The 24,189-nt window shown below is 39.7% G+C and carries 20 protein-coding genes, 1 tRNA gene and 1 pseudogene; 21 read left to right on the top strand and 1 reads right to left on the bottom strand.

Annotated features, from left to right (window positions below):
• Nucleotides 1-34 precede the first annotated feature (34 nt).
• From mutT to nagP, 4 genes are all read left to right on the top strand, one after another.
• Complete coding sequence (gene mutT / locus HG263_RS14890; RefSeq protein ID WP_171626878.1) at nt 35-430, top strand: 8-oxo-dGTP diphosphatase MutT; 396 nt, start codon at nt 35-37, stop codon at nt 428-430.
• Nucleotides 431-543: 113 nt separating this feature from the next.
• Complete coding sequence (locus HG263_RS14885) at nt 544-2,610, top strand: M13 family metallopeptidase (RefSeq protein WP_171626877.1); 2,067 nt, start codon at nt 544-546, stop codon at nt 2,608-2,610.
• A gap of 209 nt (nt 2,611-2,819) precedes the next feature.
• A complete protein-coding gene (locus HG263_RS14880; RefSeq protein ID WP_171626876.1) occupies nt 2,820-5,402 on the top strand; it encodes a beta-N-acetylhexosaminidase in 2,583 nt (860 codons plus the stop codon).
• 236 nt (nt 5,403-5,638) lie between these two features.
• Nucleotides 5,639-6,940 (top strand): N-acetylglucosamine MFS transporter NagP, encoded by a 1,302-nt coding sequence (gene nagP, locus HG263_RS14875; protein WP_171626875.1) that lies wholly within the window; start codon nt 5,639-5,641, stop codon nt 6,938-6,940.
• Between the two features lie 181 nt (nt 6,941-7,121).
• Here the strand turns inward: nagP and HG263_RS14870 are convergent.
• Nucleotides 7,122-7,197, bottom strand: a tRNA-His gene (locus HG263_RS14870).
• Nucleotides 7,198-7,378: 181 nt separating this feature from the next.
• Here HG263_RS14870 and HG263_RS14865 point away from each other — a divergent pair.
• The 17 genes and pseudogenes from HG263_RS14865 (at nt 7,379) to HG263_RS14790 (ending at nt 23,960) form a co-directional block, all read left to right on the top strand.
• Nucleotides 7,379-8,194 (top strand): mechanosensitive ion channel family protein, encoded by an 816-nt coding sequence (locus tag HG263_RS14865; RefSeq protein WP_171626874.1) that lies wholly within the window; start codon nt 7,379-7,381, stop codon nt 8,192-8,194.
• Nucleotides 8,195-8,215: 21 nt separating this feature from the next.
• Nucleotides 8,216-9,001, top strand: coding sequence for a DUF481 domain-containing protein (locus HG263_RS14860; protein ID WP_171626873.1), 786 nt, complete (start codon nt 8,216-8,218; stop codon nt 8,999-9,001).
• A 108-nt stretch (nt 9,002-9,109) separates the two neighbouring features.
• Entirely contained in the window at nt 9,110-11,779 is a 2,670-nt protein-coding gene (locus HG263_RS14855; protein WP_343043997.1) for an SLBB domain-containing protein, read from the top strand.
• 59 nt (nt 11,780-11,838) lie between these two features.
• On the top strand, nt 11,839-12,888 hold the full coding sequence (locus HG263_RS14850; protein WP_171626872.1) for a nitroreductase family protein: 1,050 nt from the start codon (nt 11,839-11,841) through the stop codon (nt 12,886-12,888).
• Nucleotides 12,881-14,050: a polysaccharide pyruvyl transferase family protein gene (locus HG263_RS14845; protein ID WP_171626871.1), complete on the top strand. Its 1,170-nt coding sequence runs from the start codon at nt 12,881-12,883 to the stop codon at nt 14,048-14,050. The genes HG263_RS14850 and HG263_RS14845 overlap by 8 nt, the downstream gene beginning before the upstream one ends.
• A gap of 50 nt (nt 14,051-14,100) precedes the next feature.
• The gene (gene gspG / locus HG263_RS14840) at nt 14,101-14,496 is read left to right on the top strand and encodes a type II secretion system major pseudopilin GspG (RefSeq protein WP_171626870.1); all 396 of its coding nucleotides are present in this window, start codon (nt 14,101-14,103) and stop codon (nt 14,494-14,496) included.
• Nucleotides 14,496-16,154, top strand: coding sequence for a GspE/PulE family protein (locus tag HG263_RS14835; RefSeq protein WP_171626970.1), 1,659 nt, complete (start codon nt 14,496-14,498; stop codon nt 16,152-16,154). Before gspG ends, HG263_RS14835 begins: the two co-directional genes overlap by 1 nt.
• Nucleotides 16,154-17,353, top strand: coding sequence for a type II secretion system F family protein (locus tag HG263_RS14830; protein ID WP_171626869.1), 1,200 nt, complete (start codon nt 16,154-16,156; stop codon nt 17,351-17,353). Before HG263_RS14835 ends, HG263_RS14830 begins: the two co-directional genes overlap by 1 nt.
• Nucleotides 17,337-17,747: a type II secretion system protein gene (locus HG263_RS14825; RefSeq protein ID WP_171626868.1), complete on the top strand. Its 411-nt coding sequence runs from the start codon at nt 17,337-17,339 to the stop codon at nt 17,745-17,747. Before HG263_RS14830 ends, HG263_RS14825 begins: the two co-directional genes overlap by 17 nt.
• Nucleotides 17,740-18,156, top strand: a complete 417-nt coding sequence (locus tag HG263_RS14820; protein ID WP_171626867.1) for a prepilin-type N-terminal cleavage/methylation domain-containing protein — start codon at nt 17,740-17,742, stop codon at nt 18,154-18,156. The genes HG263_RS14825 and HG263_RS14820 overlap by 8 nt, the downstream gene beginning before the upstream one ends.
• Nucleotides 18,147-18,224: pseudogene (locus tag HG263_RS22765) on the top strand (prepilin-type N-terminal cleavage/methylation domain-containing protein); the annotation flags it as partial. The gene HG263_RS14820 and the pseudogene HG263_RS22765, both read left to right, overlap by 10 nt.
• An 84-nt stretch (nt 18,225-18,308) precedes the next feature.
• Nucleotides 18,309-18,860 carry a hypothetical protein gene (locus HG263_RS14815; protein WP_246239977.1) on the top strand — a complete coding sequence of 184 codons (552 nt, stop codon included), beginning with the start codon at nt 18,309-18,311 and terminating at the stop codon, nt 18,858-18,860.
• 38 nt (nt 18,861-18,898) lie between these two features.
• Nucleotides 18,899-19,756: a type II secretion system protein GspK gene (locus HG263_RS14810; protein ID WP_171626865.1), complete on the top strand. Its 858-nt coding sequence runs from the start codon at nt 18,899-18,901 to the stop codon at nt 19,754-19,756.
• A gap of 2 nt (nt 19,757-19,758) precedes the next feature.
• Nucleotides 19,759-20,853 carry a hypothetical protein gene (locus HG263_RS14805; RefSeq protein WP_171626864.1) on the top strand — a complete coding sequence of 365 codons (1,095 nt, stop codon included), beginning with the start codon at nt 19,759-19,761 and terminating at the stop codon, nt 20,851-20,853.
• Complete coding sequence (locus HG263_RS14800) at nt 20,850-21,401, top strand: hypothetical protein (protein WP_171626863.1); 552 nt, start codon at nt 20,850-20,852, stop codon at nt 21,399-21,401. Before HG263_RS14805 ends, HG263_RS14800 begins: the two co-directional genes overlap by 4 nt.
• Nucleotides 21,401-21,883 (top strand): hypothetical protein, encoded by a 483-nt coding sequence (locus tag HG263_RS14795; protein WP_171626862.1) that lies wholly within the window; start codon nt 21,401-21,403, stop codon nt 21,881-21,883. The genes HG263_RS14800 and HG263_RS14795 overlap by 1 nt, the downstream gene beginning before the upstream one ends.
• Complete coding sequence (locus HG263_RS14790; protein ID WP_171626861.1) at nt 21,867-23,960, top strand: secretin GspD/PilQ domain-containing protein; 2,094 nt, start codon at nt 21,867-21,869, stop codon at nt 23,958-23,960. Before HG263_RS14795 ends, HG263_RS14790 begins: the two co-directional genes overlap by 17 nt.
• Nucleotides 23,961-24,189 lie beyond the last annotated feature (229 nt).

Raw genomic sequence — 24,189 nt, 5'->3', positions numbered from 1 at the left:
ACCTATAAGGTCGCTTTTTTTTCAGGAGAATATGATGACAAAGAAACGAGTTCATGTTGCTGTAGGTGTAATTATGCAACAGCGAAAAATTTTTGTTAGCAAACGCAGTGAGCACCAGCATCAGGGCGGACTATGGGAGTTTCCTGGCGGTAAAGTTGAGCTTGGAGAGAGCGTTACAGATGCGTTGAAAAGGGAGCTGCAAGAAGAGGTCAACATAGTAACGCATAAATCACAGCCATTTATGCTCATAGAGCATGACTATGGTGACAAGCAAGTGTGCCTTGACATTCATTTGGTGACAGATTTTTCTGGAGAAGCCAAAGGGTTAGAAGGTCAACAGTGTCAGTGGGTAGAGGTAGATAAATTACATACTCTCGATTTTCCTGCAGCCAATCAAGGTATTGTGACTAAGCTGCAAGCTGAATTTTAAACTAACTAAGACATGATTTGTTACTTTTCCTTTTCGTTTAACTCAACTCTTGGTTTGTTTTAGGGAAGTAGGACGTTTAATATGGCTGGGTATCTTTGATAGGGCATATCATAATGAATAAAAAAATAACTTTAATTGCAGCAAGTGTTGCACTTACTTTGGGCTTGTTAGGATGTAGCGAGCCGGCAAATAATACGAGTAAAGCGTCACAAGAATCAGCGCAATCAGCATTGGCATCGGGTATTAATTTAAACAATATCGATCGCAGCGTAAAAGCTCAAGATGACTTTTATTATCATGTAAATGGTAAATGGCTAGAGAAAACTCAAATACCTGCTGATAAGTCAAATTATGGATCTTTCACTCAGTTGTATGATGAGTCGCAAAAAGCACTAAAAACAGTATTAGAAAATGCGAAAGCTAATGCTCAGGCAAAACCGGGAAGCGATGAGTACAAACTCGGCGCATTCTACGCCAGCTATATGGATGAGACTGCTCGTGAGGAGCTAGGGTTATCGCCACTTAAAACTTATTTATCAGATATTAATAGTATCAAAGATAAAAAAGATCTCCCTGTACTAATGGCCAACATGCTGACAAAAGGTGGAGCTAGCCCATTTGCTTGGTATGTAAATAATGATGCTAAAAGTTCAAGTGAACAAGCCCTGTATCTTTATCAGTCTGGTCTTGGCCTTCCTGACCTAGATTATTACTTAGAAGACACTGAAAAATATGAGGCTATAAGAAAGCAATATGTCGAATATATTACGCAAGTGTTTGGTCGCTTAGGCTTTGAAGATGCAAAACAACGTGCTACTAACATTTTTGAACTTGAAAAAGCAATGTCAGCAGTTATGTGGACTCGAGTGCAAAGTAGAGATGCAACGAAAACATATAATAAAATGACAATGGCCGAAGCAAACCAGCTTATGCCTGACTTTGACCTGTCAGCTTACTTTCAGGCGCTGGGTATTGACCTGCAAGAGGTTGTTATCAATCAGCCATCTTATCTCGAGAACTTATCAGATATTTTTGCCCAAACACCGCTTGAAACTTGGCAGCAGTATCTGACATTCCACTTTGTTAATAATCATGCACAGTTGCTAAACAAAGATATGGTGGAGTTGAAGTTTAATTTCTTTGGTAAGAAATTACGTGGTGTGGAAGAGCAAGCTCCAACTTGGAAAAAAGCAGTAGATGCAAGCAATGAAGTGCTTGGTGAACTATTGGGTAAGATCTACGTTAAGCAATACTTTCCACCTGAAGCGAAAGCTAAAATGGAGCAGCTGGTTGCAAATTTAATCAAGGGGTTTGATCAAGCAATAGATGATCTAGAATGGATGAGCGCTGAAACAAAAGTGGCGGCCAAAGATAAGCTGAGTAAATTCACTCCTAAGATAGGTTACCCAGACAAGTGGAAGGATTACTCTGCACTGGAAATCAATCGTGATGACTTATTGGGTAATGTTGTACGATACAACCAGTGGTCCTATCAAGACATGATTAATAAACTTGGTAAGCCAGTAGATCGTTCTGAGTGGTTTATGACTCCCCAGACTGTGAATGCTTACTACAACCCCGTGAATAATGAAATTGTCTTCCCTGCAGCTATTTTACAACCTCCATTTTTCAACCTAGCGGCCGATGATGCTGTAAATTATGGTGCAATTGGCGCGGTCATCGGGCATGAGCTAGGACATGGTTTCGATGACCAAGGCGCTAAGTACGATGGTGAAGGTAATTTACGTAATTGGTGGAGTGAGTCTGACTTGTCACAGTTTGAAGCTCGTGGCAAAAAACTCGTTCAACAGTTTAATCAATTTAAACCGTTTGAAGATGTTAATGTAAATGGCGAGCTTACGCTAGGTGAAAACATTGGTGACTTAGGCGGCCTAACGGTTGCATACAAGGCGTATCAAATTTCACTTGGTGAACAAACCGCGCCAGTTATTGATGGTTATACTGGTGAACAGCGATTCTTTATGGGCTGGGCACAAATTTGGCGCAGAAAATATCGTGACGAAGAGCTTCGCAATCGCTTAGTAACAGATTCACACTCACCTAGTCACTATCGTGTTATTGGTGTTCTACCAAACATGCCTGAGTTCTATAAGGCATTTGATGTTAAAGAGGGTGATAAGATGTATTTAACACCTGAGCAACGCGTCAAAATTTGGTAGCGTTAAATTTTTAATATTGAGTAGCCCGCAATTAGCGGGCTTTTTTATGCTTAGCGTAGTTTCATTGCAGCAAAATGAAAAAATAATGATAGCGCTGTCATTTTTGTTTCTATATGATGAAAGTGCATAACTAAGCTATTTATTAATCAAATCGCACTTAAAATAATGACATTAAGCGAAGACACTACCGCTTTATAAAGGAGCCTAGGATGAACTTTAAACACACTTTACTCGCCAGTGCGATACTGGCAATGCCTTTAGTTGCCAATGCTGCGCTTACACAAAATGAGCTACAGCGCTTTACCCAAGGCACTGAGTTGATGTTTGCTGTGGAGGATAACTTTAGTAAAGGCGAAGGTAGCGTGCTCGCGTCTATCAATTTAAAAAATGACTCTGATATTGCTTTGCCAAAGGGTAAAAGTGACTGGCAACTCTATATACATTCAATTAGAAAAATTCAGACAGAACAAGCCGCAGGATTAAAAATAGAGCATATTAACGGGGATTTGAACCGTTTGGTACCTACTGAAGATTTTGCGGGGTTAGCGCCCGGAGAAAGCTTAAAAGTAGAATTTGGCGCAAGTGCTTGGATTGCTGCATACAGCGACTTTATGCCCCGCGCTTTTATGGTGGCAAACGGTCATAAGCCAGCTATTTTTGCCAATACCGATACCGAAGACTTTACACAGTTCGTAGCGCCCATAGAGCGTGAAAATCAGCTAAAACGTTATAATAAACCGATAGATCACACCAAAATTGCCAATGCAGCGCTGCGTTATGAAAGAAATGCAACATCATTGTCAGTGGATAAACAAGATGCACTAAAGCGTATTATCCCTAAACCTAGCAGTGTTGATTTTAACCGTGGTACTACGCAGGTAAATGAACAGTGGCAAATTCGTTACGCAGGACGACTCAAATCAGAAGTGAACGTGTTTGTAAAAGATTTAGCTGACTATGGCCTTCAACTTGATGCTCAACCAGATCATATCAAGTCGGATAATCAGCCAACTATCACGCTCAAAGTGGATGACACTATTGCCAGCGGAAAAGCCCAAAGTTATCGCTTAGAAATTGATGATGAGCAAATCATTATCGTCGGTTCTGATAATGCGGGTGTTTTTTATGGTATGCAAAGCTTGCTAGCGTTGTTCGGGCCTGAATCTAAAAATAATATTGAACTACCCAACGTAGAAATTGAGGATAGTCCAAGGTTTGCTTGGCGTGGTATGCATTACGACAACGGTCGTAATTACCATGGTAAAGATGCCATGTTTAAATTAGTGGAACAAATGGGCCGCTATAAAATGAATGTATTACATTGGCACTTCTCTGAAGATGAAGGTTGGCGCTTAGAAATACCTGGCTTACCAGAGCTCAGTGAAATTGGTGGTTACCGTTGCTTTGACTTAAGTGAACAAAGCTGTTTGCTCACACAGCTTGGCACTGGGCCGTTTAAATCAGGTTCAGGAAATGGCTACTTATCGCGTAAAGACTTTATTGAGCTACTTAAGTTTGCAACTGCTCGACACATTAAAATCATTCCTGAAATAGAAGGTCCGGGGCACGCACGAGCGTCAATTAAAGCCATGGAAGCCAGATACAATAAGCTTTTAGAACAAGGCGATAAAAAGGCTGCAAGTGCTTACTTACTCAGTGAGCCAGGAGACACATCAGAGTATTTAACTGTTCAAAATTATACAGATAACTCAATCAATGTATGCTTAGACTCTACTTACGCCTTTATAGATAAAGTGACCTATGAGTTACAAAGTATGTATCGCGAAGCTGGCACCAGACTAACCAATTTACATTTTGGTGGTGATGAAGTCGGCAGTGGCTCGTGGACAGGCTCAAAGGCATGCCAAGCATTATTTTCTGACCCTAACAATGGCGTCGCGGGTGTTACAGATTTAAAACCTTACTTTACTCAACGGGTAGCGGGTCTTTTAAACAAGCGAGGAATTACCCCTGGGGCTTGGGAAGATGGTTTAATGTATGACAAAGTGAACCCTTTTAATCGAGCATCATTCCCAAATAAAAATGTTACTGCAAATGTATGGGATAACATTTGGGAGTGGGGAGTCGCTGACAGAGCACATCGTTTAGCCAACGATGGTTATCAGGTCATTCTTTCACACGGCACCCATTTATACTTTGATCACCCCTACGAAGCGCATCCAGAAGCACGAGGTTACTATTGGGCAACACGTTACATTGATACCAAAAAAACATTTGGTTATATGCCTGACGATGTATACGCTAATGCAGATTTTACCAGAAACCGAGAGCCTATCGTTAATTTAGAGGCATTAGTTGGCCGTGAACTGCCCAAGTTGGAGAAACCGGAAAATATTCTTGGTATACAAGGGCAAGTTTGGAGCGAGACAATCCGTACTGAAGAGCAGGTGTTGAGTATGATCTTCCCGCGTATTCTGAGTGTTGCTGAGCGTGCTTGGCACAAGGCTTCGTGGGAAGCTTCAGGCTTAAGTAGCAAAAACTTTACAAACGACTGGCTAAAGTTTGCTGCAGCACTGTCCGTTAAGGAGCTGGCAAAACTAGAGAAGCGAGGAGTAAAAGCACATCTGCCCGTACCCGGAGGTGTGATTAAAGATGGAAAATTACATGCCAATAGCGCATTTCCATTTTTAGCCATAGAGTACTCCTTTGATGACGGTCAGTCTTGGCAAGTATATTCTGGCCCTGCCAAAGTAGAAGACACTCAGAGCATATTACTGAGGACTCGTCACGGCAGCAGTAATGTTAGCCGCACTACTGAGCTATCTTTGTAAAACGCTATTAAGAATAAGTAATACGTAACTAGAATTGGAAGTTTGTTTCAATTTTAGTTACGTTTGTGTTTAAAAACTGACTAGTCAAAGATGTAATTTTAACGTAAAGTTAAATGTCAGCGCTGTCATTTTTGTTTTATTAAGCTGTTTAGCTGTGAGTTGAAGCTTCTTAATAAAGCAATTTTAATTGGATGGCTATTAAAATAATGATATTAACTAGCAACAAGAAGAAACTTATGGAAGCAATCGTGGATATTGAAAGTAAAGACAAGCAGAGTATCTGGTTGCCGATGGTATTAGCCGGTTCAATGTTTTTCATTTTGGGCTGTATCACTTGGTTAAACGGTGCAATAACGCCGTTTTTACAGCAAATGCTCGAATTAACACCTTTACAGGCCTCTTTTATCATCTCATCGTTTTACATCGCTGTAACCGTTGCTGGCATTCCATCAGCCATACTTATTAAGCGTGTTGGCTATAAAAATGGTATGGCAATTGGCTGTATGATCATGGCGGGTTCTGCTTTGATGTATATCCCCGCAGCAAAAATGCAAATGATCGAGATCTTTCTATTTGCCCAGTTGATGATTGGCATAGGGCAAACAGTATTACAAACAGCAGTGAACCCATATGTAGTAAAAATGGGCTCAGAAAAGTCAGCTGCGGTTCGCGTTTGCATCATGGGTCTACTGAACAAATCAGCTGGCGTTATTGTTCCGATCATTTTCGCAGCGGTTGTCGTGAGTGGTTTGGTAGAAGGTGGCGCTAAGTTGACTCAAGAGCAAAAAGATATAATGGCAAATAGCCTAATTACACCTTATATCGCTATAGCTGGGTTAATTTTTATTTTTGCCTTATTTGCTAAGTTTTCTCCGTTACCTGACTTGGTATTTAATGAAGAAAGTAAAACCAGTAAAGGGGAAATTAAAGAAACGCTATCGCATCCTCATTTAGTACTGGGTGTTATAGGTATCGCTTTGTATGTTGCGGTTGAAGTTATCGCTGCTGATACAATCGGGTCGTATGCACTGCAATTAGGGATTGCTGATTATTCTGTAATGACATCATATACAATGGGGTGTATGCTTATTGGCTATGCGATAGGTATAGCGCTTATACCTCGCTTTATGTCGCAACAAAGTGCCTTGATGATGTCAGGTATTGCAGGTATTGTAACTGTATTGGCTGTTGTGCTTGGTAGCAACAACTCATTTTTGCTTTCAAACATGTTGCTTGTCCCATTTGGTGGACCCCAGCTTCCAGATCCGTTATTGTGTATTGCGCTGCTAGGATTTGCCAACGCGATGGTATGGCCTGCAATTTGGCCGCTTGCGTTGGATGGTTTAGGACGTTTAACCGGTACAGCTTCAGGCCTATTAATTATGGGTATTGCTGGCGGTGCTCTAGGACCATTATTGATAGGTATTGGTAACGCAGCTGGTTTAGGCGCGCAAGGCGCATATAGTTTAATGATCCCCAGCTACTTATTTATTCTCTTTTATGCTGTCAAAGGGCACAAAATGAGAAGCTGGAAGTAAAGAATTTCTATCTATACGTAGAAATAATCCCGTGTGTAATGCCACCGAAAGGTGGCATTTTTTTGTCTTAAATTTGTCAAAGTACCAGGAAGAAAAACAACAGAATAAAAATGTTAGGAAAGAAATAGGAAAAATTACAGACAAATATTTGATATTGAACCTAAGTTCAAACAGGAAGAGATGGGGCGACTGATGGGACTTGAACCCACGACAACCGGAATCACAATCCAGGGCTCTACCAACTGAGCTACAGCCGCCGCAATAACAACACCTCGTTGGTGTGTGGCGCGCATAATACATAAATATCTTGTACTTGCAAAGAGAAATTTCTATTTTTAGTGAAAAAAGTTAGAAATAAAAAAATCCTTACATACAGGCAATATTCATATAATCTATGTATGATCCGCTCAAAATCAAAAACCGTGCCTAGGAGGCCTTATGGATACAGCTATACAATGGCTAAATGATAACTCTGATATGTTACTTCATTTCTCGATACAGGCTGTCATAGCCTTATTGATCCTTTTTGTTGGTTTAAAGGTCGCTAAAACGTGCGATAAATTAACTGTAAAGGCTTTTGAGAAACGCAAAATAGACAAAGCTGTCGCAGGTTTTGTTGCTAATATCGTATATGCAGCTGTGTTTGCAGCTACGGTGTTGATGGCACTGTCTCAAGTTGGTGTAGAAACAACCTCTTTTATCGCTATCTTAGGTGCCGCTGGCCTAGCTATTGGTTTGGCATTGCAAGGCTCTTTGTCAAACTTCGCTTCAGGTGTGTTAATTATCATCTTACGCCCGTTTAAAGCGGGAGACTATATTGAAGCCGGCGGTAAAGCTGGCAGTGTTCAAAAAATAGAAATTTTCTCAACTGAATTAAAAACACCTGACAACAAAGTTATAATTATGCCGAACTCATCGATTATGTCGGGCGCAATTGTTAATTTTTCTAGAGAAAAAACACGCCGTATTGATTTGGTAATTGGTGTAGGTTACGACGCTGATTTAAAGCAAGCTAAGCAAGTTTTAAAATCTGTTCTGGATAAAGAAGAACGCATTTTAAAAGAACCAGCTTATAATGTCGCGGTATTAGAGTTAGCAGACTCAAGCGTTAACTTTGTGGTTCGTCCTTGGGTTAACACCTCTGACTATTGGCCTGTATATTTTGAACTGGTCGAAAATATAAAAATTTCCTTAGATGAAGCTGGCATTGCCATTCCATTCCCGCAAATGGATGTTCATCTTCATAAAGATTAATTATTGAAAGGTTATTGAGAAATGAAACTAAAGCTTTTATCTCTGTGTGTTTTTGCAGCCACTGTAAATAGCGCGTATGCAACGACTGCAGATGTAAAGAAAACTTGGGATGTGAGTAGTGAAGTAGGTGCTATCATCACAAGCGGTAATACTAAAACCACAACGCTCAAAGGTGGTATTAAAGCCAAGCATAACCTCGAGAACTGGCACAACGAGTATAAGCTTAGCGGCATTTATAAAGAAGACGAGATAGAAAACGATGCAGGAGTGCGAGTTACTGAGCGTACAAACGAAAAGTACTCACTATCAACGCAGGGAAACTATAAGTTAAGAGAAGATCATAGCCACTTGTTTATTTATGGCTCATATGTGTCAGATTACTTTGGGGCATATAGAAATGAAGCGGTTGTATCTGCAGGTTACGGCTTAAGATTGTTGAACCGCGACGATATGTACTTAAATGCAGAAGTAGGTCCAGGTATTAAGCGCTTTGAACATCATAACAATAGCTCTGAGTTAGATGACAATGGTAACTCTCTCGCTGGTCAGTCAGAAAATGAAGTGATAGGTGTGGGTAAGTTGGACTTTAACTGGCAGCTTTCAGAAAATGCACGCTTCACTCAGCTGGTTGCTGTTGAATATGGTGAAAGCAATACAAAAACCACTGCCGAATCAGCATTGATGACGAAAATAAATGGCTCGCTACAAATGAAAGTCGCATATAACGTTATCCATAACTCAGACGTTGCAGCAGAAAAAGATAATACAGACACAGAAACATCTTTAACTTTAGTATACAGCTTCTAAGGCGTTAACAATTTTATACATAAATGGGGCCAATGGTCCCATTTTTTTTAGATTAGAAATACTGTATCATTCGTCGGTCAAATTGCGCATTCATTTAAGGGTATATACGTGAAGTTAAGTAAATTAACTGTCTTTTTTGTTCTGTTCTCATTATTTGCAACCTATATAGGAAATGCTCAAGCAGTGTCTCCTAGCCCACAGCAAATAGAGCAGTTTAAAAAGCTGCCTAAAGCTCAGCAAGAAGCAATTGCTCAAAAGTATGGGATTGATCTAAATTCCTTGAACAAGCAAGGGAAAAAACAAGATGTGAGCTCAGAATTAGAGTCAACAGTGCAGCCACGAGAAAAAGATAATGAATTTGCTCAAGATTCGGAAGAGGACAAGTATAAACCTAAGCTAGAAGAGCTAAAACCATTTGGTTATGAACTTTTCGCAGGTGAACCGATGTCATTTTCTCCCGTTGAACTTGCTGCTATACCCGATACGTATTTGCTGGGGGTTGGTGATACTGTCAAAGTCAATTTGTATGGAAAAAGCAATAAAGAGTATGAGGTCCAGATTGATAGTTCGGGTCGCCTTGCTATTCCTGACTTATCCCCACTTTACGTAATAGGTATGTCTTTTAAGGAACTAAAAGGGCTTATATCAAATAAAATCTCGACAGAGATGATTGGTGTGCAAGCTTATATATCAATGGGCGAACTTAATTCGATGCGAATTATGGTTGTAGGTGAAGCATACAAGCCTGGGAGTTACACCGTCTCTCCTCTCGCAACGGTGACTCACGCGCTATTTGTTTCAGGGGGAGTGAGTGATAATGGCTCTTTACGACACGTACAAGTAAAAAGAGCAGGTAAGCTCATCACAACTTTTGATCTTTACGATTTACTGCTATTTGGAGATAGCTCTGATGATATCGTATTAAAGCCAGGTGACGTAGTATTTATACCTCCAGCAGAAAAAAAGATAAAGATAAAAGGTGAGGTAAATCGTCAAGCCATATTTGAATTAAAAGAGACCGATACACTTGATAGCTTGCTTGCTATGTCTGGGGGGCTGAAAGCAAGTGCGAATAAGTCGAAGGTTGTTGTATCACGTTATAATGGAGACGGTAAGCGAATCACCTTAAATTTTGATTTCACTAAAAAGTCTTCATATAAACCGATGAATGGTGATGAAATATCGGTACATGCTGCCTCTGCACGGCTACAAAATACGGTTACACTAATTGGCGCTGTAACAAACCCAGGTCACTACGAGTGGCATAAAGGCAAAACACTAAAGGATGTTTTTAAGTCACCTAGAGAAGACCTTCTTCCTATTGCTGATTTCGGTTACTCGCTAATTATTCGTGAGGTTAACTTCAAAGGAGACATCGAAATACAGCAGTTTTCTTTACAGGATATCTTTGATAGCAAAGATGAAAATATAGAGCTTTATTCGAATGATACCATTGTTGTTTTTAGTCGTTATCAATTGAGAGAAGAAGAAAGACAACTGCTTGATGACATGGCATATAGTGAAGAGCAGCTAAAACTGCGAGACAATATCAAGTTGTGGGAGCAATTTGAACGTGATGAGTTTCTGAAATTTATTGGTCTAAAAGAAGACGAACTATTCGAGCTCGACGAGGACATTGAACTTATCACAAGTATTGATGCATTATTTCAAGAGCCTGAAGACACAAAAGAAGAAGACCTAGCTGTCTTTAGTCGTAGCAAGCTACTTGCACCAATTTTGAAAAAATTGGAAAGGCAAGCAACCCCAACACACCCAAGCAAGTTATTTGCCGTAAATGGGCGAGTGAAGTTTCCAGGTGTCTACCCGTTACCTGAAAATGCTGATTTCAAAAGTGCAGTTCAGGCAGCAGGTGGATTTTTAGAAGCAGCTTATCTTAAAAAAGTTGAACTTACTCGCGTACAGAACTCGGACTCTAAGCTGGTAGAGCACCTTCAATTTGATGGTTTGCATGAATTAGAAAACTCAACAATTAAATTAACAAGCAAAGATACCATCAATGTTTTTCCTACACCAAACTGGCAAGAAAGGCTTCAGGTGAAAGTGGTTGGTGAAGTAAAGTTCCCTGGCATCTATACGATTAAGCGTGGTGAAACACTTGACAGCTTATTAAAAAGAGCGGGTGGTTTTAGTGAATATGCTCACAAAGACGCGGCTATCTTTACGCGTGAATCAATTAAGCGTAAAGAAACTTCTCAACTTCAGCGCTTAACTCAAGAACTAAGACGCGATATCATTACTAACACTTTCCAAAAGAGCCGGACTGCAAACACGAGTCTGCCATATGAAGATATGGATCAGATCTTAAAGGATTTATCCAAAGTTGAAGCGTTAGGTCGTTTGGTTATCAATCTTGATAAAAGTTCAACTCAGGAGCTCCAACTTGAAGATGGTGATGCGTTATATATCCCTGCGATACAAGACTCTGTGAGCGTGATAGGCGAGGTTAACTTAGCTGCAACGCATCTGTTTGACGCTTCTAAATCAGTTGAAGATTATATTCGAGCAAGTGGTGGGTTAAAGCAAAAAGCTGATGATGAAAGGATATACATAATAAAAGCAAATGGCTCTGTTGAGTTACCAAGCCAAAGTTCTTGGTTTGCGGTTAATAATGCAGCTTCACAGCTAGCACCTGGCGACACTATCGTTGTTCCTCTTGATTCTCAGCACATTGATAACTTGACATTATGGAGCACGGCAACACAGATTGTTTACCAATTGGGTCTAGCGGCAGCTTCAATTGCTCGCTTGACGGACTAAGTCATTATTGATGATTAATTGAGGGTACGGGAAACATACGTTTCCCGTATTTCGTTTTTATGGTTCGACTAAAAAAATTCATTTTAGTGGCAATAGAGTTATTTCAGACATTGTTACGCCCTTACTTTGCTCAAACGGCCTTGTTAAGTAGGTTATATTATTTCCTTTTTGACCGCAGTTTTGGCTATGAACAGCAAGCGATTCTAAAAGCAAAGCTACAATACGCAAATGGGAAAGGTATTCAACAAAGCTCTAGCTCACTTTTACGTCGTAATATTCATAGGCTCGAAAAGGGACTGATAATGCGCCCAAGAAGAGCCATTTTCGCTTTAGACTACATTAAAGAAACCGTTGATGTCTTTTCACTCGCGGTAAAAAAAGCGAACATAGAACACAGTGACTTGGTTTGGGCTAACTCAATATTAAAACGCTATTTTGAGGTATGCGACCAAGCCCACCCAATAGTGGGAGCCAGTTTTGAACAATATAGGCAAATAGAACATGCGTTTGATTGCCAGTCTCTGCCCTATAAAAGCACGGATAAGGTGCAGCATGATATTAATATTGAACAGCTTATAAGCTTATGCAAATCTCGTAGATCGGTTCGTTGGTTTGAGTCTCGAGAAGTACCAAAAGAGATGATATTACAAGCCTTGAGGGCTGCAACGGAGGCTCCGAGTGCGTGTAATCGGCAGGCGTATGAATTTATGCTGATAGAGGATGAGCAGGTTAAGCGTCAAGCTGCAAACTTACCAGGTGGTACTGCTGGTTTCTCAGAGCAAATTCCGGCTCTATTGGCTGTCGTAGGGGATTTGTCTGCGTACCCTTTTGAACGTGATAGACATGTTATATATATTGATTCCTCACTTGCGAGTATGCAATTTATGTTGGCATGTGAAACGCTTGGTCTGTCAACCTGTGCTTTGAACTGGCCAGAATTACATAAGTTGGATCAAAGAGCAGCTAATTTATTAGAACTGCCTCAATACAAACGCATCGTCATGTTTATCGCTGTGGGTTATGCATTAGAAGAAGGGGAGATACCCTTTTCCAACAAAAAAAGTCCGCAAGCGCTACTTACTTATCCAGGAAAAAAGAATTGTGATTAATATTGAGGTAAAAGGGGTTCAGTTTTCTAACAAAGGCGCTGAATTGATGCTTATTGCTATATTGCAACAGCTAGATACGCAAATAGAGGAGTATAATCTAGTGCTGTCGCCTGGAGCCAATCTTCCTTACAAAAAGCGAGCGGTGTTGGGCGCTTATCAAAAGTTGAGCTTGCGACGCGGGCCGTTTGATTTTACTGGTTTATTCGGTTTACTACCCAATGCTTTTAAAAAGTTATTAAAGCGTTACGGCATTATCACTGAATCTGATGTGGATGTAATTTTAAATGCAAGTGGCTTTTCATATGGTGACCAATGGCCTGTTAATGATTTAGAAAATACAGCTAAAGAAGTCGCACGTTTCAATAAGTATGGTAAGCCGTACATTGTATTACCTCAAGCTTTGGGGCCGTTTGATAAAGCCAGACATGCAAAAGCTGCCGAAATATTAATAAATAAATCACGACTTGTTTTCGCGCGTGATGAAGCCTCTTTTGATGCATGTGAGAAGCTTAACAAAGAAGGTAGTTTGATAAGAAGTCCTGACTTTACGGCTTTGATTGAACCTGAACATGTTGAACCTTTTGAGAAAAAGACGGTCTGTTTTATTCCAAATAATAAAATGATCTCTAAATATAATCATAAAGATGCAGTAAACAGTGCAGATGTGTATATTGGTTTTTGGTGCAATCTTGCGGCTTACTTTAATGGTAAAGGGTTTGAAGTTGTATTACTTAACCATGAAGGTGCTGAGGATAAAGCTTTGTGTGAACAGATTATTGCAAAATCACCATGTGACATTCGATTAGTTGATAGCTTAGGGGCCATAGAAATTAAAGAGTATATAGGTCGTTGTCAGGCGCTGGTCAGCAGTCGTTTCCATGGTTGTGTGAGTGCATTATCCCAAGGTATCCCATGTTTGGCCACAAGTTGGAGTCACAAGTATGAGATGCTTTTCGAAGAATACGGATTGATAAATAATGTACTGAATTACCTAGATAGTGATGAAGTAATAGATAAACAACTGGCAATTTTTATCAACGAGCTTGAACAGCAAAAAGAACTCAGTTTGCGACATGCGCAAAAAGTCAAAAGTGAAAATAAAGACATGTGGCGTAAAGTCATTACCGAAGTGAAAGACTACAAATCTCAAGTAAAAAATTGATAAAATGGCAAACTAAGCGATATGTAATCAGAAATAAATGGGAGAATTCAATGAGAAAACAACGCGGCTTTAGCTTAATGGAGTTATTAATAGTACTTATTATTTTGGGGTTATTAGGCTCGTTGGTGGCACCAAAGCTTTTTTCTAAAGTAAGCTCTTCTAAAAAGAAAACAGCAATTGCTCAGATGCAAATGTTTGAGACTGCAATTGATACTTATCGTCTTGATATGGGCACTGTGCCTACAACGCTACAAGAATTAAGAGTGGGTAATTCACCGAATTGGGATGGACCATACTTACCCAAAGATATACCGCTAGATCCTTGGGGCAAACCTTATGTTTATACTGTGCCTGGAAAAGAAAACAGACCATATGACCTTTTATCATACGGCCTTGATGGTAAAGAAGGCGGCGAGGGCGAGAACGAGGATGTAATTCATAAATGATGGATGTGAAAGCGCTATTGGTTAACTCTTTTCGGGTTTCAACTTCTGATCTAGATAAAGCGACAGCATATCAGCAACGCTACGGTGGTAGATTGGAAAACATTCTGATAAATATGGGGTGCTTAACAGAAGACGATTTAGCACCGCTTTATCATGAGCTTTTAGGTTACCCGCTATTTGAGCCAAGTGACTACCCAGCTTGGAGCCCTGATGAATCCGTAGCGTTTGCGTCTTATGAAAAGCTAAAGTCGCTTAACTGCTTATTGCTTAGTGTATCTAATAATTGCTGGTTAGTAGCGTGTAAAGACCCTCTAGATGCTGAGTTATCGCAATATCTACTCATGCAGGAAGTTAATATTGAAGTTGTCATTGCAACAGAGTCGCAGCTACAAAGCTTCTTTTATGAGATTCAAAGTAAAACAGAATCCAATTTTAATGACGAAGAGTTAACAGGCGCAGAAGAAGCTCGATTAAGGGAGCTTGCATCTGAAGCTCCCACTGTTAATTTACTTAACTCATTGATTACAAAGGCGCTTTCTAGAGGTGCTTCAGATATGCATCTAGAACCATATAAAGGACGTTTTAGAGTAAGATATCGTATTGACGGTGTCTTACATGAAGTGGATTCGTTAGCCCCGAAAATGCAGTTACCTATAGTTACGCGACTAAAAATTCTTTCGGGGATGGATATTGCCGAAAAGCGTCGCCCGCAAGACGGTAAAATAGAAATGCGTATTGCAAATCAAGAACTTGATATACGTGTTTCTGCTTTGCCTCTTAATGAAGGGGAAAGTATTGTTTTGCGTTTCTTACTGAAGGATTCTATTCGTTACGATATGTCTGTATTAGGCTTATCAGGGGATACGCAAAAGCTAATTAGTGAAGATTTGAAAAAAACAACGGGTGTGATTTTACTAACTGGGCCTACTGGCTCTGGTAAAACGACAACGTTATATACTTTCCTAAATGAATTAAACACCCAAGATGTAAAAATTATTACATTAGAGGATCCAGTAGAATATCAATTAGAAGGAATTAATCAGGTTCAGGTTAATTCAGATATTGGTTTTGACTTTGCCGCAGGTCTTCGCTCTATAGTGCGTCAAGACCCCGACATTATCATGGTCGGGGAAATTCGTGATAAGGAAACAGCACAGATTGCATTACAATCGGCATTAACGGGTCACTTGGTATTTAGTACAGTTCATACTAACGATGCCGCGGGGGCATATACTCGACTGCTTGATCTTGGTGTTGAAGAGTTTTTACTCAACGCAGCACTTGTATCCGTTGTAGCCCAACGTTTAGCAAGAAGGTTATGTCAGCATTGTGCTTTACCCGCTGATAACCAAAGTGAGTTGCTAGGTAAATATCCATTGCAGGAAATTGCTGATATGGCTGGGGTAAGTGAGTTAAATCTTAAACAACCTAATGGTTGCGAAAAATGTAATAACACTGGGTTCAAAGGTCGAATCGCTATCAATGAATATTTGCGTTGTGATGATGAGATAAAGGCGATACCAAAAAATGACCAGTTTATTGGTAAAGCAAAATCTCACAACCGCGCTTTAAAACGTAGAGACCTATTTGAAGATGGCTTATATAAGGTTATTACAGGCGTAACAACAATAGATGAAGTGCTAAGGGTTGCAGGTTAATGGAATTTGAGTATAAAGCCATTGACGCTCAAGGCTCCCGACATCAAGGTACTATTGAAGCACTTGACACTAAAGAGGCGCAACAGAGTTTAAATGAGCAAGGACTCAGCCCGATAGAGCTTAAGGTTATTGGTAAGTCTTCAGGGCTATCAGAGCTTTTCTCTCAAAAAGTCGATTTAGAACAGCTTGAGTTTTTTACGAGTGAGTTGTCATTATTGCTAGAAAGTGGTGTTCGGGTTGATAAAGGTATTGATATTATTAGGCAGTCGAACTCACACCCAGCACTAAACCGATTACTTAATCAAATAGCGACTTCTCTCAAAAAAGGCGAGTCGTTGAGTCAGTCTTTTGCAAAGCATGAAGCACTATTTGGCCCTTTATACATCAGTCTATTAAAAATTGGGGAAACATCAGGAAATTTACCGGAGGTGTTGCGTCGACTCGCGGCTGATTTGAAGTTTCAAAAAGATTTAAAATCGCAAGTAAGTGCTGCTCTGACGTATCCTAGCGTGATATTTTTTGTGTGTATCATGGCTGTATACTTTGTTTTGACCTTTATCGTGCCGAAAATGGCTGGCATATTTACAGATCTTAGCCAGGCGCCTTGGTATACCCAGATGATAATTGGTGTAAGTCAGTTTTTTATTGATTATCAAGCGGTTATTTTGAGTGCTATGATAGCTTGTATTACTGCTATAGTATACGGATTCAAAAAACCTGAAGTGAGAAGCTGGTTTTATGCAAAAGCGGCTAAGTTACCCGGTATTGGTGCTATTATAACGACTTCTGAACGCATCCGTTTTGCTCAATCTATGTCAATGATGCTCGAAGCTGGTTTACAGCTTGATACAACTTTAGAGTTAACGTCAGATACTTTAAAACACCCAGACTATCGACGAGATGCTAAGCAGGCGTTAAAACAGCTAAAATCGGGGCAGCCGTTAGGACAAGTTTTAGGGAAGACGAGAATATTTCCGGACTTTTTCTTATCTATTATCAAAGTTGGAGAGGAAACCGGCCGACTACCGAGAGTATTTGAAGAAGTGGCGGTGCGTTCTCGCTCTGATTTAGAGCAAGTAATAAAGAAATTTACCACAATGTTAGAGCCAATCATGCTCTTGTTCATGGGTGGGTTTGTCGGTGGCATAGTGATCACCATGTTGATGAGTATGGTTTCGATAAATGATGTCCCGTTTTAAAACAAACGTTGGCTTTTCACTCATTGAGTTGATGATTGTGCTCGCCATTATGAGTGTCGTAATGGGTTTAACTGGCGGTTTAGTCATCAATATTTTTGAAAAAAACAAACGTCATGTAGAGCTGGAAAAAGTAAGAAACCTTTTCAAAGTCTACAGCTATCGGGCTTATTATTCGGGTCAAGATACTCAGATTCAGCTGATTGATGGCCGAGCAATTATCTCGACTCAAGCGAACAGCAATCAACAAATTATAGAGTTTGATACACTTCAGTTTGTTGCTGATTTGTATACCATTGACACTAGGTTTTTGGTACAACCACGTTCGTTTGGGATTTTTGTTCATGAGCAACCTCGATTTTACGGTATTGAAAGTGTGTTAATGCGTGATGAATAGAGCCCGTGGATTTACGTTAATCGAAATTTTAATTGCTGCCATTATCTTATTCTCTTCTATCGCAGTTGTAGGGGAGCTATTTTCCGCAAGTAGCTTATCTTCAAAAAAGGTTATCAATTCCAGTCATTTTTACCAGACTGTTTACAGCTCAATTCCCCAGATAAAAGATGAGCTTAGAACTAAGCTAAATAAAAAAGCGAAAGTAGACTTTGTTGAGGGACAAGTGACAACAAACGCCTTACCACTTAATTGGCATGCAGAGCTAGTGGAGCGCTTTGAGCCTCCTAGGGATTTTGATGATACATATGAACAGCCAAAGCGTTATTGTGTCTATAAAGTATCGATTGTTAGTGTAAAAAACGTCTCTGTAGCACGTCAGTTTTCTTTTAATATGGTGGTATGGGAATGAGGCCAGCGAAAGGTTTTTCTCTTATAGAGTTAATGATTGCTACCACACTATTGTCTTTAATCATGTTTGCAGGGTACTACAGTTATAGCCTTTACAGCAGCTCATGGAATAAGAGAGTAAACCATTTTTGGCAGCTGACTAAATGGGATGTAATGCAAGCTAAGTTAACAGAGGTATTTCAAGGAATGGTACCCTACATCATTAATCAGAAAGACAAGACTGGATTGCCGCATATTGCATTTTCAGGAAATCAGGAGCGTGTCATTCTGATAACCGAGGGGGCTTTATTTTCAAGTGGTTTGGTGTTTGTTAAATTGGAATTTAAGCGTCAGAGCAATGGAACGAACAAGCTCGTTTACAGCGAATATCCAGCTAATAGCAACCCTGTTTTAGTGTGGCAGCCAGAGCGGATTAATTGGCAGCATGAAGTTGTCATAAAAGAGAATTTACGAGCAGCAAAGTTTTCATATTATGGGTGGAATGACTTGCAAGCTTCGCTTGCTGTTAAAGAGTTTGATTTATTGATATCAGATGAGCCTGAAGAAAAAAGCTGGCATGATACGTATGACGCCAGAAAAAATAGACTTTCACCATTGAAAGTAAGAATAAGTTACACAGATCGAGAGTCTGATTTTTTATCTGACCAAGTTTTTCCACTATATGCTTCACCAGAGCTACTAATAACAAGAGATATAAGTTACTGATGCGTTTTATTTGTAGCAAAAATAAAGGCATTGCGCTGGTGCAGGTACTAATAATTACCGCTGTTCTTATGCTCATTGCCATCTTTATTCAGCAAAGTATTAAACAACAGGTTGAGATAGCATCCTTGGCAAAAGAGCGATTATCTGTTCGTTTGGAATTGGAGAATGTGCAAGCAAAGCTTTACAGATCTTTATTATCACATCAGCGGTATCAAGACAAAAACAGCACAGATGAAATTGTTAAACTATGGAACTTTCATGGAGAGCCCTTTTATCTCGATTCTGTAAAAGTAACGGTACAGGATGTTCAGGGTTTAATTAACCTCAATACGAGCCCAAGAAGCCTTTTAAAACGTTACTTCTCTCCTTGGGTTGACGAAAAGTTGATGCCCCAGCTACTAGATGCTGTGGAGGATTGGAAAGATGAAGACAATTTGCGACGGTTAAACGGCGCGGAAAAGCAGGATTATGATAAAGGAGTTACACCTAGTAATACATACCTGCAGCATGTTAATGAGTTTAACTTAATTGCTGAGCATCTTAAGTTAACAGATATCATACCGCCAATTGCATATCGTTTTGTGACGGTACAGCGCTTAGCGGGTTTTAACCCATTAAACGCACCAGAACCTGCTTTGAATGCTTTTCTAAATGACGAGAACCTTGTAAAACAAGTGTTAAGTGCAAGAGCGCGCGGCGAGCTATCTAGATTTCAATTTTTTCAAATGACGGGGATTGAGGAAGGGGAGTTTGTTACTTTTGGAACTTCGCCGTTTCTTGAGGTAGAATTGAGCGCTTCGAGAAATGGGGTGCTCATTACGAAGAGAGTGAAGTTGAAAGTAAACCCTCGCGCTAGAAAAAATGCGCTAACAATTTTTAACGTAGTGTGGTACTAGAGTTGAATATTCTATCAAAACTAAAGCGGGCAATATTAAATTATTTGTCTAGCAAAGCGAGTTACTTCGATGGCAATCACTATAGTATAGAGCCTGATGAGTTTAGACCAATTCAAGCAACTAGAGCTATTTGCATAGTTGCTAGGAATAAATGTATTGAGTCGACAAAAAGTTACACATCAATAAGTAAAAAAGAGCTTTATGCAATTATTGATCTGGAAAAAAAAGCCAGTGAAAACTTCGTTAGTTATCGCGTTATTGAGAGCCGAGATAATGAATCTTTTGAGGTTCACAAAACCGAATTTGACATTACAGAAGAGCAAGCAACGTCGAGCTGGGTGCTAATACCAGAAAGCTTTTTGATAGGTCAGTGCTTCAAAGGGAAGCTAGTATCTATTGATACGTTAAAGGGTAAGTTGTATGTATACATGCTAGGTACTCTTCACTGTTTATATCACGCAGGGTTAATTCGATCTATTGAAACCTTTAAACATAGTATTGGTTTGCCAGATAATATTCAGGAAATTCAGTTAGAAACAAGTCAATACGCTGCATTCTTGAGAAGTGGGATATATATCGAAGAACTACAAAAGAATCATCAAGCCGTTTGTCTAAATGTAAAAAGTAAATTTAGCTTAGCTACATTACATGCTTTGTATATCGCGCCTTTGCTAACATTCTCTACTGCTTTATTGGTGACTGTTGCTTTTCAGTATCATGCGCTGAGTCAAAATGAAGGTCAAATAAACAGTAGTAGCGATGAAGTAAATGAAGTTTTGCGCCTATCTAACAAGGTAAAATCGATTAACAAAGATATTGAATTAGTAAACGAACAAATAGCCAATGCACAGCTAGTTTCTGAGCACTGGGATATTTTAAATCTGTTGATTGAAAAGCAAGTGAAGTTTAACTTTATTCGATACGAAAGAGGGCGAATGGTTATTGATGGAGAAGTAAAGGACTCTACTGCGCTGTTAAGAGGCGTTAATGACAGTCCACTTGTTGAAAGTGCTGAATACAGCGGTGCAATTAATAAAAGCCAAGAGCTTGATAAATTTAATATGAACATCTCTCTTACGGGACAAGATGCTAGATGAAAGAATTAATTAAGTTTAAGCATTACTTCATTGTGCTAGGGGCGATATTATTTGCAACGTATATTACAGATCCACTATGGAACCTTTATCTACAGCAATCGGAGTCTTTAGCCTTATCAAATGCGCGAATAGACAAAGTCTCTAGTTTATTGGACAACAAATCACAATTGATTGATGCGCTGGGCGTGTTAGAAGCGCAAACAGAGCAAGTGTCTGAGCTTGTATTTACTCAAGCAACGGAAGGTGAATACAAGTTAACTGTTCAAAAAGCGATAGAGAATATTTTGACAGAATCCAACTGTAAATTGAACATCTTGAATTGGAGTGATGCAACTCAGATCCTTGAAGGTATGTCTGCTAAAGTAGTCGATATAGAGCTCTCAGGTGGGCCATTATGTATAGCAAAGTCGATGCGTTTGCTCGAAGCTCACAAACCAATAATTCGAATTGAAAAATACGCGTTTGGAGCCAGAGGCTGGTTTGGCCGCATTTCTGAAAATCTTGAAGTCGAAATTTCAGTCAAAACTTGGCGAAAGGCAACGTTATAATGAATAAGTTAATCGTGGTACTATGCTCTATTGTACTCATATGGTTTTCATCTGTACTACTTGAGTCACCTAATGACTCCCTTAAAAACTCAAACCAATGGACATCAATTGAGTTGAGTGAAATTAAGGTGCCTAAAAAATCTATCCTGGAAACGCAATGGGACAAAGAACTACAAGCGCAAGAGCAACAAAAGAAAGTTGATGCATCAAAGACACCAGAGCAACCAGTGACTCCAAATGGCAACCTCATTTCTATAGGGAATAATGCATTTGAGTTGCTTGGTGTTTTTAAACAAGGACACGACAGTTTCGTGCTGCTGAAGTCAGAAGAGGGACAAATTGAAAAAGCCAAACAGGGCCAAATGTTGTTCCAGGAGATTAAGGTAGAAGCAATAACTGCAAATAGTGTGATATTAAGTACAGCTCAACAAAGTAAAGAATTTAAACTTTTCAGGTGGCAAACAGATGAACAAGCTAAGTAGATTTACCCCTATATTTGCAGCATTGTTAGCAGTATCAGGGTGCCAAACGATTTTAAACCCAAATGGGGCCACGCAAGCTAAACAAGTTAATGTACAAAGCTCTTATCTGAAGGGAGAAAGCGCTAGTGCGCGTAACAACACTGTAGTCAGTGATAGCATGCCTCAAGAAAAAGGGAGCTTTCAACGTTTAAGTAGCTTGGCAAGTTCCCATACGAGCAAAAAATTAGAAATAGACCTTTCAACTAGTTTTAAGAGTGACGATAAATTTCAAGTATCGGTAAATGCACTGCCTCTGAATGACTTTATCCATTACACTTTGGGAGAACTGTTGGACGTTTCATACTTGATTGAACCAACGGTGAAAGAAAAAACAACACCTATCACACTAGAGTTAAAAGAAGAAGTGAGTGGTCAGCGTTTGTTTCAATTGATTCAAGAAGCATTGGCGCAAAACAGTATCAATATCACGCTTAATGATGGCGTTTTTTACGTCTATCCTTTTGAGCAATCGGGGAGTAAATCTGAGCGAGCGTTTGGTTTTGGACGCGATGCTGATTCGGTACCTACAACATCGAGTGACATAATTCAATTAGTGCCAATAAAGTATGGTGTGTCAACAGGATTAAGAAGCTCTGTAGCCGGGTTAGTCGATGCTCAAGTTTCTATCGACCCGAATCAGGGCATGATGACGCTTATTGGTAAGCGAGAACAAATACTAAGAGCGCTTGAATTACTGTCCCTCATTGATAGCCCCGCGTTGAGCAATAAGTCTATTGCCTTAATGAGTTTTACTTATATTGACTCTCAGACCTTTATTACTAAGGTGTCTGAATTGCTAGAGAATGAGGGAATTCCAGTTCAGTCAGGTGCACGTAACTCTGTAAGTATTCAGTTTGTGCCTATCGAGCACCTGGGGAAAGTTGTTGTATTCGCAACTGCGGATGAAATTATTGATAGGGTAGAGTATTGGGCAAAGCAGTTAGATAAACCTGCAACTGGATCTGAGCAAAGCTTTTACATTTACCACCCTAAATACGCAAGAGCGAGTGATTTAGGTCAAAGCTTGGCCCCTTTATTAGGGGGGAATTTATCTGGGAACAATGCGAGTAGGCAAAACAGCCCTGCGAGTACAACAGCAAATTCAAATAGCTCGAGAGCAAACGCAAACTCAAACAATTCAGCGTCTGCACCTTCAAATGCAGGTAGCTTTTCCGTTGAAAGTGATGGAATTAAACTTGTTGTTGATCAAAGAGCTAACGCTTTGATTTTTTACTCTACCGGTCAGTATTATCAAGAGTTACAGCCTATTTTGAAGCAGTTAGATGTAATGCCAAAACAAGTCATGATGGAAGTTGTTATTGCTGAAGTTAAGCTGACAGGCAGTTTTGCTAAAGGTGTTCAGTACGCATTACAAAGTGGCTCATCCAATAATAGAAGAGAGACGTTTAATTTTAATTCTGAGACAGGCTTTAATTACTCTATTGTCGGCATGCCTGGTAACATTAAGGTAAATCTCAACCAGTCAAATGGTTTAGTGAACGTTTTATCAAGACCAACGTTACTTGTTCGAGATGGCGTCTCTGCCAATATCAGTGTTGGTGATGATATTCCAACGGTAGGTAGTACGACTGCAGATCCGATTAATAGTGATAGAGAAACCACGACTATTCAGTATCGAAAGACGGGGGTAGACTTAAATGTAACGCCCACTATTAATGCGCAAGGTACAGTCATCATGACTATTGAGCAAAGTATTTCGAGTGTGAATGATAAGGCAACAGGGAGCTCTGGTAGCCCTGCGATTTTTGAACGTAGCCTAAGTACAGAAGTGGTTGCTGGTGATGGCCAAACCGTATTATTAGGGGGGTTAATTAGCCACAACAACTCACAAGGAGCAACATCAGTTCCGCTATTTGGTTCTTTACCACTACTTGGACACTTGTTTAGAAGCGACGAGAGTAGTTCAGATAAAACGGAATTAGTTGTGTTGGTTACGCCAAAAATAATACACAACGATGAGGACTGGCTGAAAGTTGAACAAAGCTTTAAAAAAGGTTTAGAAAACTTAGTCTTTTAGCTTGATTATCCAGCAAATTATGGTTAATTTAAACGGGATTATATTGGTAAGATGAGCTATATTGTTCATATACCGATAACATACATTCGATCGATTGGTCACAAATGTAGGCTATATTATAATAAAGTGCTATTTAAGGCCTAAAATCGTTACAAATTACGTTATATAGCTTGACAAGTTGACAGGTTGAAATTAGATTGTCACCATTCGGTGGAAGTCGATAAAAATT

This window comes from Pseudoalteromonas caenipelagi, from assembly GCF_013140855.1.
GTDB lineage: Bacteria > Pseudomonadota > Gammaproteobacteria > Enterobacterales > Alteromonadaceae > Pseudoalteromonas > Pseudoalteromonas caenipelagi.
The sequence above is the reverse complement of the archived record's forward strand: the minus strand, read 5'-3'. Positions and strand labels throughout refer to the sequence as shown.